This window comes from Pseudoalteromonas rubra, from assembly GCF_005887115.1.
Taxonomy (GTDB): Bacteria; Pseudomonadota; Gammaproteobacteria; order Enterobacterales; family Alteromonadaceae; genus Pseudoalteromonas; species Pseudoalteromonas rubra_F.
The window spans coordinates 83,127-97,507 of sequence record NZ_PNCJ01000016.1 but is presented as its reverse complement, the minus strand read 5'-3'; the positions used below and the strand labels follow the sequence as shown (position 1 = coordinate 97,507).

At 52.2% G+C, this 14,381-nt stretch carries 10 protein-coding genes; 8 read left to right on the top strand and 2 right to left on the bottom strand.

The genetic code is table 11. From position 1 onward, the window contains the following. Nucleotides 1-36: 36 nt before the first annotated feature. Complete coding sequence (rapA, locus tag CWB98_RS12145; protein WP_138545122.1) at nucleotides 37-2,931, top strand: RNA polymerase-associated protein RapA; 2,895 nt, start codon at nucleotides 37-39, stop codon at nucleotides 2,929-2,931. Between the two features lie 581 nt (nucleotides 2,932-3,512). Here rapA and CWB98_RS23960 read toward each other — a convergent pair. Then, nucleotides 3,513-3,671, bottom strand: a complete 159-nt coding sequence (locus tag CWB98_RS23960; RefSeq protein ID WP_171045641.1) for a hypothetical protein — start codon at nucleotides 3,669-3,671, stop codon at nucleotides 3,513-3,515. 307 nt (nucleotides 3,672-3,978) lie between these two features. Here CWB98_RS23960 and CWB98_RS12140 point away from each other — a divergent pair, with 307 nt between their 5' ends. The 5 genes from CWB98_RS12140 to CWB98_RS12120 all read left to right on the top strand — a co-directional run bounded on the left by CWB98_RS12140 (nucleotide 3,979) and on the right by CWB98_RS12120 (nucleotide 12,757). Then, entirely contained in the window at nucleotides 3,979-6,249 is a 2,271-nt protein-coding gene (locus CWB98_RS12140; protein ID WP_138545121.1) for a cytochrome c peroxidase, read from the top strand. A 228-nt stretch (nucleotides 6,250-6,477) separates the two neighbouring features. After that, nucleotides 6,478-7,677 (top strand): efflux RND transporter periplasmic adaptor subunit, encoded by a 1,200-nt coding sequence (locus CWB98_RS12135; RefSeq protein WP_138545120.1) that lies wholly within the window; start codon nucleotides 6,478-6,480, stop codon nucleotides 7,675-7,677. Continuing rightward, entirely contained in the window at nucleotides 7,670-10,819 is a 3,150-nt protein-coding gene (locus CWB98_RS12130; RefSeq protein WP_138545119.1) for an efflux RND transporter permease subunit, read from the top strand. Before CWB98_RS12135 ends, CWB98_RS12130 begins: the two co-directional genes overlap by 8 nt. Beyond that, complete coding sequence (locus CWB98_RS12125; protein ID WP_138545118.1) at nucleotides 10,797-11,477, top strand: response regulator transcription factor; 681 nt, start codon at nucleotides 10,797-10,799, stop codon at nucleotides 11,475-11,477. The genes CWB98_RS12130 and CWB98_RS12125 overlap by 23 nt, the downstream gene beginning before the upstream one ends. Next, a complete protein-coding gene (locus CWB98_RS12120; RefSeq protein WP_138545117.1) occupies nucleotides 11,477-12,757 on the top strand; it encodes a sensor histidine kinase in 1,281 nt (426 codons plus the stop codon). The genes CWB98_RS12125 and CWB98_RS12120 overlap by 1 nt, the downstream gene beginning before the upstream one ends. A gap of 102 nt (nucleotides 12,758-12,859) precedes the next feature. On the opposite strand, the gene CWB98_RS12115 is transcribed toward CWB98_RS12120, so the two are convergent. Further along, entirely contained in the window at nucleotides 12,860-13,156 is a 297-nt protein-coding gene (locus CWB98_RS12115; RefSeq protein ID WP_138545116.1) for a hypothetical protein, read from the bottom strand. A 230-nt stretch (nucleotides 13,157-13,386) separates the two neighbouring features. On the opposite strand from CWB98_RS12115, the gene CWB98_RS12110 reads away from it, so the two are divergent. Then, nucleotides 13,387-13,692, top strand: a complete 306-nt coding sequence (locus tag CWB98_RS12110) for a DUF6966 domain-containing protein (protein WP_054016443.1) — start codon at nucleotides 13,387-13,389, stop codon at nucleotides 13,690-13,692. A gap of 301 nt (nucleotides 13,693-13,993) precedes the next feature. Further along, the gene (locus CWB98_RS12105; RefSeq protein ID WP_138545115.1) at nucleotides 13,994-14,242 is read left to right on the top strand and encodes a hypothetical protein; all 249 of its coding nucleotides are present in this window, start codon (nucleotides 13,994-13,996) and stop codon (nucleotides 14,240-14,242) included. The last annotated feature ends 139 nt before the right edge of the window (nucleotides 14,243-14,381 follow it).

Below are 14,381 nucleotides of genomic sequence, written 5' to 3'. Positions count from 1 at the left end.
ACCATGGCCGCCTTTTTTCCGCGAGACGAGACAAGCATGAATTTTTCCTTAGGTCAGCGCTGGATCAGTGATACTGAATCAGATTTAGGATTGGGCACCATAGTGGCACTGGAAGGGCGCCAGGTGACCATATTGTTTCCTGCCAGCGGTGAAAACCGCGTGTATTCTGTGCAGGAAGCCCCGGTTACCCGTGTGATTTTTAATCCCGGTGATGTGATCCGCTGTGTTGACGAATGGGAAATGCGTGTTGAGAAGGTCGAAGAACAGGGCGACTTGTTATGCTACCACGGCGAACGTCTGGATAACGAAGAACCCGTCACGCTGAAAGAAACCTTTTTGGATCACTTTATTAAGTTTAATAAGCCGCAGGACCGCCTGTTTGCAGGCCAGGTTGACCGCTTCGACCGCTACACCCTGCGTTACCAAACCTGGCAGCACCAGTTCAGTCGCCAGCAGTCTCATTTAAAAGGGTTAATAGGTCAGCGCGCAAGCCTGATCCCACACCAGCTTTATATAGCCGACGAAGTGGGTAAACGTTTCGCGCCACGGGTATTGCTGTCAGACGAAGTGGGCCTGGGTAAAACCATTGAAGCGGGCATGATTTTACATCAGCAGATCCTCACCGGTCGCGCCAGCCGCGTGTTGATTGTGGTACCTGAAAGCCTGCAACACCAATGGCTGGTTGAGATGTTACGTCGTTTTAACCTGCACTTCTCTATCTTTGATGAAGACCGTTGTGACGAAGCCTTTGCAGATTCGCCAAACGTGTTTGAAACCGAGCAGCTGGTGTTGGTGAGCCTGGAATTTATCACCAAGAAACGCCGCTGGTTTGAGCAGGCCACACTGGCAGACTGGGATCTGTTAGTCGTGGATGAAGCCCACCACCTGACGGTAGAAAAAGATAAGCCAAGCACAGAATACCAGCGCATCGCGGAACTGAGTCAGGACATTGCTGGCCTTATCCTGCTTACGGCCACACCAGACCAGCTTGGTCATCGCAGCCACTTTGCCCGTTTGCAATTGCTGGACCCGGACAGATTCTACGATTACGACGCCTTCGTAGAAGAAGAAAGCCACTATAAAGAAGTGGCTGATGCCGCCAATAAACTGCTTCAGGATGCTCAGCTTGACGATAAAGCCAAAGCAACCCTGACTGAACTATTGAAAGAAACCGATATCAGCGACCTGCTGAGTCAGGTTGAACAAGGCGAAGAGACTGCAAAACAGACGCTGCTGAACAACCTGTTAGACAGACACGGTACGGGCCGCATTTTGTTCCGTAACAGCCGCAGTGGTATCGACGGCTACCCAAGCCGTAAATTACATGCCTGCCCGGTAGACATGCCAAAGCAGTACAAAACAGCTATCTCCGTAATGGGCAACATTGGCGGTATTCAGAGTGCCGAAAAGAGCGCACTGCGCGCCCTGTTCCCGGAAAAAATATTCCAGGAATTTGAAGGCGAAAGCGCCAGCTGGACGCAGTTTGACCCGCGCGTTGCCTGGCTGATCGACAAGCTCAAAGAGTTGAAACAGCAAAAAGTATTGCTGATCTGTGCCGAAGCACAAACCGCCATCAGCCTGGAGCAAACCCTGCGCGAGCGCGAAGGTATTAAATCAGCGGTATTCCACGAGGGCATGTCGATTATCGAACGTGACCGCGCTGCAGCCTACTTTGCTGACGAATATGACTCTGCTCAGGTACTACTGTGTTCAGAGATTGGTTCGGAAGGTCGTAACTTCCAGTTTGCTCATCACCTGGTGCTGTTTGATTTGCCACTCAACCCGGATCTGCTGGAGCAACGTATTGGCCGTCTGGACCGTATTGGTCAGCAACAGGATGTGAATATTCATGTGCCTTACTTTGCCAACACTGCGCAGGAAGTGTTACTGCGTTGGTACGACGAGGCACTGGATGCGTTCGAAACCACCAGCACCACCGGCCAGTTACTATACAAAGAATTCTCAGATGACTTGCTGGAACTGGTAGCAGCGCATAACTGCGACGAAGAAGAGCTGGACCCGCTACTTGAGCAAGTCGCCAAACAGAATACTGTGCTGCGCGCTAAAATGGAGCAAGGCCGTGACCGCCTGCTGGAGCTGCACTCAAGCGGCATGGGTAAAGCAGACACGATTGTCGAAGAAATCGAAACGCTGGATGACGACGTGGTACTGCCAACTTACATGATCAATGTATTCGACATCTTTGGGGTTAATCAGGAAGACAAAGGCGAAAACACCATTATCCTGAAGCCCACAGAGCATATGCTGAACCCGTCGTTCCCCTGCCTGAAAGACGATGGCATTACCGTGACCTTTGACCGTGGCACCTCGCTGTCACAGGAAGATGCACAGTTTATCAGCTGGGATCACCCTATGGTTGAAGGCGTGATGGACATGATCTGTGACGACGACTTTGGCTGTGCATCCGTTGCTTTGTTGAAAAACAACAAGCTGCCGGTGGGTACTTTCTTTGTTGAGCTGATCTTTGTGGCCGAAACTTCAGCGCCTAAATCTTTGCAGATTGGACGCTTCCTGCCACCAACGCCTATCCGAGTACTGATGGACAAAAGCGGCAACGATCTGGCGCAAAATGTCGCCTTTGACGCCTTTAACAACCAGCTTTCTGCGGTTGGTCGCCAGACCGCCAGCAAGCTGGCCAACGCCCTGCAATCTGGCATTCACCCACTGATCAGCAAAGCCGAAGAGCAGGCCAAAGCACAGATGGTTGAGCTGCAACAGGCGGCGCAGGCACAAATGGAAACTCGTCTGGGTGACGAACAGACACGCCTGCAGGCTCTGAAAGCCGTTAACCCGAATATCCGCGACGAAGAAATTCAGGTATTCGACAAACAGCGCAGTGCGCTGAGCGAGCACATCAGCAAAGCACAGGTTAAACTGGACGCCATTCGCCTGATAGTGGTAGCGCACTAAGCAACATCGCAGGTAAACAGGGGACGTCATTGATGTGCCCTGTTTACCTTGACTAACTATACGACTCTTGTCAGCCGCCTTCACATGCTTCCCTCTTCTAACAGGGCCATTGGGATCTAACCAATCTTCATACCAAATGGCTTAAAGGCTTTATTAAATACTTCCGTTGTATCGTTTTCACAGTCATTTTCTATATCACAGAGCATTTTGCGAAAGATGTTTACCCTGCATGCGTAAACCTCCAGTTTTAAGCCCGGTACATTGATACACAGCGCTTTCAATGCCTGCCCCTGAGTAAGCTTTCCAAATAACACACGTCAAATTATCTGGCAGGTGATACCTTTGCACTCACTGAGGTAGTGATTTTTGAGAGAGTTTTAGAGTATGCTCAAACCCAATTGCAGGGCATGGCCAAAATTTGCTGCTCAGGATGAGATAGAGGAGCGTCATTTCTGAATCACTACGCTGCGCTCAGAAACACAAAGCAGGCCAGTAAACTGGCCTACGATCAACAACATTGTCTAGCAAGAAACTAAATATATAACCTCTCAGGTCGCCCCGATCCGGTCATAAAATAGCAATTAAGCGCACTGCCAGGTTTGCGGGCACTGCATGGTTCTCAGACACATCAGTGTGTCCAGGTTAGTACCACCGGCAACCTGTGGAGTTTGCTGTGGGTTTAGTTTAGCAGAAGAGGTGTTAAGGTTTTTAACGGTCTTTTTGCTTAGTTTAAGTAACATCTTAATTTCCTTTGGTTAGTTACATAAGTCGCAGTAACAGTATCAGGTTTTTATAGTCGCAAAAAGCCCAAATAGATGAAATATTTATTTAAATCAAACCAAGATTAATAAATAATCATTCATTAAAAAACTTTTATAAAAATAGCTCATGTTTTGATCAAACCGTTTTCCTGGGCGCATTATTTCCCAATTGGGAACATTTATACCCACTTAAACTTTAACCTTTATTTAACCCACAAAACGTTAGCTTAATTCCTGACCGGCTTCGTCCGCACAAATAAGCAACTGTAGTGAAAGGAAGATCAACATGAGAAAGGTTAAAACTGGTGCCACTGCACTTTTGCTGGGCGGCGCGTTTAATGTGTACGCGCTGCCCATGCCTGATGACTTAGATCAGGCACTCACTGAGCTCATTGCTCAGCATGGCCTGACAGGCAAGCCCGATACCGGCTTTGAGTTACCCGGCGTCGATGACCCAGAAGTCAAACTAGGTAAGCTGCTGTTTTTTAGCAAAGCACTCAGTGGCGATAAACAAGTCGCCTGCGCCAGCTGTCATCACCCCTATCTCGGTGGCGGTGATGGTCTCTCCCTGCCCGTGGGTACACTCGCGCAAGACCCGGATGTACTCGGGCCAGGCCGTAAAACCACCACAGGGCAATTTTATGTGCCACGCAACTCGCCCAGTATTTTCAATGCCTGGATACATAAACGCAGTTTGTTTCGTGATGCCCGGGTGGAGTTTCTGGACTGGCTGAACCCCGAGCAGGGAATAAGCACGCCGGATGTACCTCATGGTGAAGCCGACCCCAATGCGGGTGACTCTTTGTTGGCGGCACAAGCACGCTTTCCGGTCGTAACCCCCTCAGAAATGCAGGGCTTTGAGTTTATGAAAGGCGCACCCAATGAAGCCGTCAGGGCCCACCTGGCAGCGCGTATCGGCAACTATGGCAGTGCCCGGGGCGAGCTGTTTCGCAACCAGTGGCGGGATTATTTTGCCGCAGTCTATGGTGATAAAAGCGCTGAAGAAATCGTGACTTTTGATAATATCACCCGTGCTCTGGCGGCCTATCAGCAGTCGATGAACTTTACCGACAACCCCTGGAACCGCTACGTTCAGGGCGATAAAAACGCGCTGAGTGAATCCGAAAAACGCGGGGCCTACTTGTATCTCTACATGCCTCCCCCACCATCAGATGGTGGCAGCGAGCCTGACTTTTTGCCCACCCAGTGCATTGGCTGTCACAACACCGACAGCTTTAGTCAGACTAAAGGCACCAACCACCACCGCCTGGCTTTTCCACAAATTGGGCCTGGTATCGGTGAGCCAGGTGATGAAAGCAATGATCGCGGCCGTATGCTGCGCAACCAGAACCTGGATGACATCTACAGCTTTCGCTCCACGACTCTGCTGAACGTCGAGGTCACCGGCCCCTATGGGCATGCGGGCAGCTACGATACGCTGGAAGAAGTGGTTGAGCATTACGATGATTACCATGCGGTATTAGATAACTACATAGACAATCAGGGCTGGTGCAGACAGCCACAGTTCAAAGACATAGAAAATTGTGTCGACTTGTTCGCCGATACTCGCCAGCACACCGACGCCGCCGCTAAAATCATTGACGATGAAATTGCCGACGGTGCCCCGGTACTGCGTAAACTCGAGCTGAGCACCCAGGAAAAAGCGGATCTGGTCAATTTTATGAAGGCCCTGACCGATTCATGTGTAAAGCAAGCTGAGTGCCTCATGGCCTGGCTGCCGCAACCACAGGAAGGCGATCCGGATGGCCTGCAACTGTTTGCCAAAAACTATCAGGGTGTGCCCTTGTATCTGCCCGCAGACTGCCGTCAGGGCGATACGGCGGTCACTGGCAGCAGCTTGTTGCCGGCGCAGGGTGAGTGTATTTCGGGCAAAGCCCATTATTTTTATGTGGATGTCGCGCAGGATAACACCACCTTATACTTCAGCAGCCGTGGTGGCGCAGGACGCCCTCGCCTGTTTTACAACGCCGACCAATGGGCCGACCCGGCCAATGCTCAGGCAATATCGCGTGGCACAGGCACCGAGCAGGTGCTGAAAGTGACCGTGAATCGTGGCCGCCACTTTGTCTCTGTACTGGCTCCTCAGGGCTATGAAGGACTGACCATTGCAGCGGGTATCGACAGCGCCCTGCGTGAGCCCGGTGAGCAGCCCCGCGATATCGTCAATGCCTGTGAGCAGGGCCAGCCCAGTGGCTATGCTGAGCTTATGCCTGGCCGCGCCCAATGTGCATCCTATGGTGATAGTTACTTTTTTGTCAAAGTGACTGAACCGGGTAGCACGCTGGAAATTCGCACCCGGCACGGCGCTGGCAACAGCGATCTGTTTGCTGGTACTTTCTGGCCCAGTACCAGTATGTATACCTTTGCCTCACGCTCAGCAGATAACACTGAGTTTCTGCGCATCGACGGCGCATCCCCCGGCTGGTACTACTTTTTGCTCTCAGGTGATGGCCAGAATGCGGGCGTGAGTATTCAGGTCGACTTCATTCGCCCTGACCGCCCAAAAGAACACAAACGGAACCACAAGCCAAACTAGCGTCCTCGCTCTGTTTTGCCCACAAGATATCAGAAACCGTGATATCACCCCCCAAAGCCGCAGAAAACACCCTGCGGCTTTTTTCTTCTTCACAGTCTAATCAAAGACTTGTAGTGACCTACAACCTCTTTAACCCGCCTTTAACCACACGCTCACTAGACTGGTGGTTGCTTTTTACCCGCACGAAAATCGGCGGGCAAACCTAAGTGCTTATTCAGAGAATTCATCATGACGTTACTCAACAACCGTTTACTCATTACCCAGCTGGCTTTTTGTGGCCTGTGTGCTGCCATTGTCTTTGCAATCCCCTCTCTGGGTGGTGCCGAAGCACAAGCCCAGCCTCAGCCTGGCTCTGAGCAACGCAAACAAACGGGCACAGCCCTCAGCCTGCCTCAGGTTACGGTCACCCCGGTGCAGGCGGCCAGTTACACTCGGGTCATTACCGCCCATGGCACAGTCAAGGCTACCCACGCACTGACGCTCAGTAGCGAGGTGGGCGGCCGGGTGACTCAGCTCCACCCAGACTTTAAGCAAGGCGCACGCCTGTCGGCTGGGGCTGTACTGGCACGCATTGACGACACCCAGTTGCAACAGGCGCTGGCCAGTGCCGAAGTATCGCTGGCACAAGCCAAACTGGATGCGGAAGAAGAAAAGCTACAAAGCTCGCCAAACAAGGCGCAGTGGCGCCAGCTGGCCAGCACCGATAGCAATGGGATCTTGTCGCCTTTACGTGCTCCTCAGCAAGACGTGGTGGCCACGCAGCTAAGTTTAGCGAAAGCGGAACTAGAGAGTGCCCGATATAACCTGGCCGCCAGCCAGTTTGCCCTGCCCTTTGATGCCACCATAGTCACGCGCTCGGTACAGCCTGGCAGTTATGTCCAACCGGGCAGCCCCATTGCCACACTTTACAGCACAGCGCAGGCCGAAGTATCCGTTGAACTCAGCGCCGAGCAATGGCAGCACCTGCCCACTCAGGCAATGCCCGAAGGTGGCTGGTCGGTTACTCTCAACGATGCCACCCGCGATACCGCAGACACACAATGGCACGGCCGGGTGACGCGCCTGAGTCAGCATATTGACCCTCAGTCGCGCCAGCGCCTGGCCATTGTCAGTGTAGACAACCCCCTAGATCAGGCTCAGCCGCTGTACTTTGGCAGCTATGTGGAGGTACACATTGAGGGCGCGGAGCAAAACGACCTGTGGCGCATTCCCGCGTCAGCCCTGTCGCAGCAAAATCATATCTGGTATGTCGATGAGGAAAATCGCCTGGCGCACTTTACCCCGCAGATCCAGTTTCGCCAGCACGACGCCGTTTATATCAAGGCCCGTGAAGACATGCACCAGGCCAATATCGTGCTACGCCCGCTCAGTGCCTACCTGGATGGCATGAAGGTCACCCCAGTGACAGAGGAGCGCGCCCATGACTGAACGTTTTTCAATCATTGCCTGGTTTGCCAAAAATCCGGTCGCAGCCAACCTGCTTATGCTGGCGGTGATCCTGCTGGGGCTAAGCAGCGCCGGTAGTCTGCGCAAAGAAGGCTTTCCGCAACAAGACCCTGACACAGTACAGATCAGCGTGGCCTACCCTAGCGGCAGTGCCGCTCAGGCTGAGCAGGGCATTGCAATCGCCATAGAAAATGCCCTGGAATCCGTCAAAGGGATCAAACGCGTTACCACCACAGCCAGCGCCAATAATGTGCAGGTATTGGTAGAAAAAACCTCGCAACATGACCTGGATACCTTACAAAGAGACATAAAAAACCAGGTTGATGCCATCTACAACCTGCCAGAAGACGCCGAGAAACCCGTGATCACCACGGCTCAGCGGGAGCAGGAAGTGATTCGGGTGCAACTGTTTGGCGAGTTGTCGACTCAGACACTGCAAACCCTCGGCAGCCAGCTTGCCGACGACCTACTGGCTCAGCCCAATATCGCCACACTCAACCAAAACGATCACCGCGATCCGCTGGTGGCCATTGAAATCGACGAGGCACGCCTGCAGGCCTATCAGCTCAGTTTCAGCGACGTGGCCGAGGCCATTAATCAGTACTCCGGCACGGCACTGACCACCAGCCTGCGTAACCCGGATAAGGTACTGCGCCTCAAAGCCGCCGAGCAGGCGCTTTATGCCAGTGACTTTGCCTCGATTGTGGTCGCGACCACCGCTGCGGGCAAAAGCATTCGACTCAGTGACGTTGCCACATTACAAGACACCTTTGCCGACGACAGCTTTCATCTGGCCCGGTTTAACGGTCATCCCACCTACGGCATTACCATAGTGATGGACGAATACGGCGACATGAGTAAAAGTGTGACGCAGGCCAAAGCCGTGGTGGCCAAGTGGCAAAGCAAGCTGCCTGAAGGCGCTTCGCTTATCACCTGGTACGACAATTCTAAGCTGATCACCGAGCGCCTGAGCCTGCTGAGCCTGAACGCACTGAGCGGTATTGCCCTAGTGTTTATGGTTCTGGCGCTATTTTTAAACCTGAAAGTGGCTTTCTGGGTTGCTGCGGGCCTGCCTTTTGTGTTCTTTGGCAGCCTGTATTTTATGACTGAGCCCTACACGGGAATGACCCTCAACGAAATGACCACCTTTGGTTTTATTATGGCGCTGGGCATAGTCGTGGACGATGCCGTGGTGGTGGGTGAAAGTATTTACACCACCCGAAAACGCCTTGGCGACACCCTCAGTAACACCATCAAAGGCACCCATCTGGTCGCGGTCCCTACCCTGTTTGGCGTGTTAACGACCGTTGCAGCCTTTGCGGCACTGGCCAATATCTCGGGCGGGCTGGGCGTTCTGTATGCGCAGTTTGGCACTGTGGTCACCTTATGTTTGTTGCTGTCTGTGGTGGAATCTAAACTGATCTTACCGGCGCACCTGGCACACATTCGCAGCCGACAAAAATCCCAAAAGCAGCCAAACCGTATCGCACTACTGTGGCATCGTGTGCAACAAGGGGCTGATGGTTTACTGACCGGCTTTAATCAACGCCTGTACAAGCCGGCACTGGAGCGCGTGATGCACTTTCGCTACGCCGCACTGATGGGATTTGTTGCGCTGTTTTTTCTGGCCATCAGCCTGATCACCCAAGGCATGGTCAGAGTGGGCTTTTTCCCCGGACTGCCAGCGGATACCATCACCGCCACCATGACACTCTATAACGACGCCAGTTTTGGCCAGACTGCCCGCAATCTGGATCAGCTCGAAGCCCAGCTATATCAGGCCGAGCAGCAATTGCTGGAACAGCAAAACATCAGCCACATCGCCAGTGTGTCAGTCAGTGCCACCGGCGATCAGAGCGGTACACTCAATGTGGAGCTGGCCGGTACTCAGCCCTATACCCTGAGCGAACTGGCGAAACGCTGGCGCGCCATCGCAGGCACCCCGGAGGCCAGTAAAACCTTACACATTCAGGCGCAACTGGCGCGTGTTTCCAACTTTAAGGTGGAGCTAAAAAGTACCAGCGACGAAACATTAGAGGCCGCCGAAGCGACCTTGCAGCAGGCGCTGCGCGAAATCAGTGGCGTACACAGCATCGACAGCTCGCTGGCTCCGGGCGAAGCGACGATGCGTTTTGAAGTGACCGAAGAGGGCGAAATGCGCGGCTTTACCACTCAGTTACTGGCACGCCAGCTGTTACAAGCCTTTGGCGGAGAAGTGGTACAACGCTATATGCGCAATAAGGATGAAGTGAAAGTAAGGGTTCGCTACCCGCTGGCTGAGCGCAGCGAACAAGGGGATGTGCTTTCAGCCCGGGTGCGTGCCCCGGACGGGCGAACTGTGCCGCTGGGCAACGTTGCTAACGTAATTTACACCAGCGAAGTGCAGTCCATTACCCGTATCAATGGCGTCAGAGCGGTCACTGTGTCCGCTGCGGTGAATAAAACCCAGCTGACCCCCACTGAATTAGTGGCCAAACTGGAGCAAAACGTGGTCCCAGCGCTGCGTGCTCAGTACCCGGATCTGACGCTGCACTTTGCAGGAGAAGCCGAGCACCAAAAAGAAGCCACCGACTCCATGAGCTCGGCTTACCTGCTGGCACTGCTGGCCATCTATGCGCTGCTGGCTATCCCTCTGAAGTCCTACTGGCAGCCGCTGATCATCATGTCGGTGATCCCGTTTGGCTTTGTGGGCGCGATTTTAGGACACTGGGGCTTAGGTTTAACGCTCAGTATTCTATCCTTAAATGGCATACTGGCGCTCAGTGGCGTGGTGATCAACGACAGCCTGCTGCTGGTCAGCCAGTTTAACCGCTATCGCAATGAGGGGAAAACCATGCAAAATGCGCTACTTGAAGCCTGTACGGGTCGCCTGCGCGCAATACTGCTGACGTCACTGACCACCTTTGCCGGACTGTATCCTATTTTGGGCGAAACCTCGCAGCAGGCACAGTTTCTGATCCCCGCCGCGGCATCGCTGGGCTATGGCATCTTGTTTGCCACTGCCATCACCTTGTTTTTAATTCCTGTTTTGCTGCTGATCAGCCACGATATTGCTAACCTGATGAGCCGATTCAGCCCCATTCGTACGGAGCATCTCCCCCATGATCAACGTCATTTTAGTTGAGGATGACCTGGCACTGGCCGGCAACATCATTGATTACTTTGAGCTGGAAAACATCATCTGCGACCACGCAGCCAACGGAGTCGCCGCACTCAACCTGATCCGCAACAACCACTATCAGGTGATCATTCTGGATTTGAATCTGCCGCGAATGGATGGCCTGCAGATCTGTCAGGCACTGCGCGACGAAGGCAACGATACCTCAGTGATCATGCTCACGGCACGAGATCAGCTTGAAGACAAACTGGCCGGTTTTGCCACTGGCTGCGACGATTACCTGGTCAAACCTTTTGCCATGGCGGAGCTGGTGGTCAGGGTAAAAACCCTGGCCAAGCGTAAAAGCGGCGAAATAAAACGGCTGGAGCTGGCCGGATTATGCCTGGATATAGATGGCCGTGACGCCACGTATCATGGCAGCCGACTTAAGCTCAGCCCAACCGGCATGGTAATACTCGAAACCCTGCTGCGCGCCCACCCCAACCTGGTTACCCGGCAGGTGCTGCTACAGGCCATCTGGGGCGATGAACAACCCGACAGCAACGCGCTTAAAGTGCATATTCACCACCTGCGTAAAGCGTTGGCGGTATGCACAACCCATATCACAGTTGATGCCATACCCAGGCAAGGCTTTAAACTGCACTGTCTTCAGGAGGAGAATTAATGGCCCCCATACATATGAGCCTGCGCCGCTATATTCTTGCCGCATTGCTGGTACTGGCTACTTTGGTGATCAGCTTGTTGTCGGTGCTCTGGACCAACAGCTTTTTTACCGGGCTCGATGACATGATGAAAGGCACTATGCTGAATATGGCTCAGGCCCACCATCCCAAGCCCGGTAAGCCGGTTCAGGCGCACAACTTTGTGGTGGCCAGTCAATGGCAGGATTTACCCGAACCCATCCGCGCGGCGTTTTCCCGTCAGGATATAGAAACCAATACATTACACAAACTGGTTACCCGGGATAATATGCTGACCAGGCCCAGCGAAGCCCGCTTTGTGATGTTTTTTGAAACGCCCGATGGCCAGTCCGGCTTTGTGGCACATCATTTTAGCGCCCCAAAAACACCGCCCAAAGCCTGGTTTCAGGGGCCTGAAATGTTGGGAATACTCTTTGCGCTGGGCACGCTCGCATTGTTTGCTGCGATCCTGGTGATGCTGATGCGCACCGTGACCCGGCCCGTCGCAGAGCTGCACGCATGGGCGGCCGAGCTGGATCATCACTCGCTCGACGAGCCGCCACCGGTATTCAGGTATCGCGAGCTGACCACACTGGCGGAACTTATCCAGCAAAGCCTGCAGCAGGTTAAACAAAGCCTGGACCGGGAGCAGGCGTTTGTCAGCTACGCCAGTCACGAGCTACGCACACCTATAGCCGTGATCCGCAGCAGCGTAGAACTACTACAACGCCTTGACAACGCGCAATGTGAAAAAAGCGACAAGGCATTAAAGCGCATTGACCACGCGAGTCAGGCAATGGTCGCATTAACTGAAACTCTGTTGTGGCTAAGTCGCAAGGGACAACCACTGAGAGATTTAAAGACCGTAAAACTGGCCGGGATGGTGGAGTCACTGATGCAGGACCTGGCTTATCTGAAGCAGGGGAAACACATAGACATACGGCTTGAAACCGACGATTATCGCTGCGAGTTGCCTCATTCCGGCGCCACTATCGTCATTGGCAACCTGTTGCGAAATGCCATTCAGCATACCCATCAGGGTGCCATATCTATACACCAGACTCAGCATATACTGGAAATTGAAAATCACGAATACATAGGCTCAGAGCCACCCGCAGAGCACGGTGCACTCCACAATACTGCGGGCTACGGCTTAGGTCTGGATCTGGCGCAAAAACTATGTGACGAACTGGGCTGGCAGTTGAGCTTTCGCCACGACGCGCACCGCTTTTGTGTTACGCTGGTTTTGTCACCGCCATATTAGACAGCGGGGTGAGCTAAAAACGTGCCGAACCTGCTTAGATTCAGGCACGTGCTCACTGAACAATGAAGTCTGCTCCACAGAATCTATGTGCGTTATTAGACTCTATTTCAGCCTGTCCCTGCGCAACTTCATTAACCATGATGATTTGTTTTTTTCTGCGTCATAAAATACCGCAATGGTAAAGAAAAACATCAGAAAAAGAACAATGTGTGCAGCCAGGCTGATCCCAAACACGATCATACTGCCTAGATAGGTAGCAAAAGCAAAGCTCCACAGGCAGGCGAGCACGGTCATTATGTGGAAGCGACTGACAGGGTCCGGTATATGCCGAAGCGGATTTCTGGTTGAGTCGAAAATATACTTGTAAAAATCGTATATTCTGAGTGCAAGCTGTTTCATATCTACCTCACAGCCAATTGAAAGGTCGAAAAATTGTACGAAAGAAACTGCGTATTAGATCTCAAAGGAGGTAGGGGTTGGAAGCGTATAACCATGGGTGCGCTCTGTTTCTCTCCTTTGATCTAGTGCCGGTATACGGAGCCAATACAGGCGGAACACGCTCAATTGAGCAATACACTTTTTAGTGGTAGCTTTTTACTTTGATTGAACTCTGTGCATATGGCCTTAATATGAAACATGACTACGGCGAATATCAGGCAAAGTTAGAGCGTATGATTGATTTACTGTACTCTCATAATGAGCTGCACTGGGCTAATTACTTTAAAAAGTCTGCGGAATTTCTGAGTAAAGGCCAGCCCCAAAAAAGTATTTATCACTCGCTTGGAGCCTATGGCGGCATGAGCAGTATTAATGACTGTTTGGCCTTCACTGGTGCCTCAGAGCAGGACTTGAAGCTAGGGTTTCAATTGCGCCACGAGCTATGGCTCATCTGTAAATCCAAGCAAAGTATGCTCAAACGTATTTTGGAATTTTAGCCCCACCACCCAGCGCTAGCCTGTGCCAACCGTTTAAAATGATTAAATACGTGTTTGCACTGCAAGTACTCCGAGCGTTACTCTGTTTACAGCTCCTCAGAGCAGCTATCATCACTGCTGATGGGCTTGTCTCTTGGTTTCAGACCAGACAGATATGCCGCTTTATGCTGCATAAGTTATATATTTGGCTTAAAATTAAAGGCCACAGATGGCAAACCTGCATTTCCCCTAAGCTGGGGCGCATGAAAAGATGCAACGAATTTGAGACATTATGGTGTTTTTGATTAATGGAATATGGGCAATGATGCCATTCCTTATAATTATCCCTTTGGTATATTTTTCGGGGACTTATCCCTGGTTATCCACAAAGGTGTTCGTTGGTGTTGCCACACTGCTTAGCTTAATGGGTGTTGCTGTTTCTCCCCTGCCCTTATGCAACAGTGCGTGCAACCAGCTCACTGCCAGTATAGTGACTGCATTCCTGTTCAACGGTTTCATTCTGTCTGGCACTGTGCTGGCAAAGTATCTGGTATATAGAATGAAAATTTGAGCATAATGGCTTTTGACAGGCTTAGTTTCCACCCCATTGGTTACGCTAACTTAGGGCCTGATCTGCACACTAAAAATACGCTCCGTTTAAAATGAACAAAACCCATACAAAAGCCTCAAAAAAATCAGGCAAACCTCTG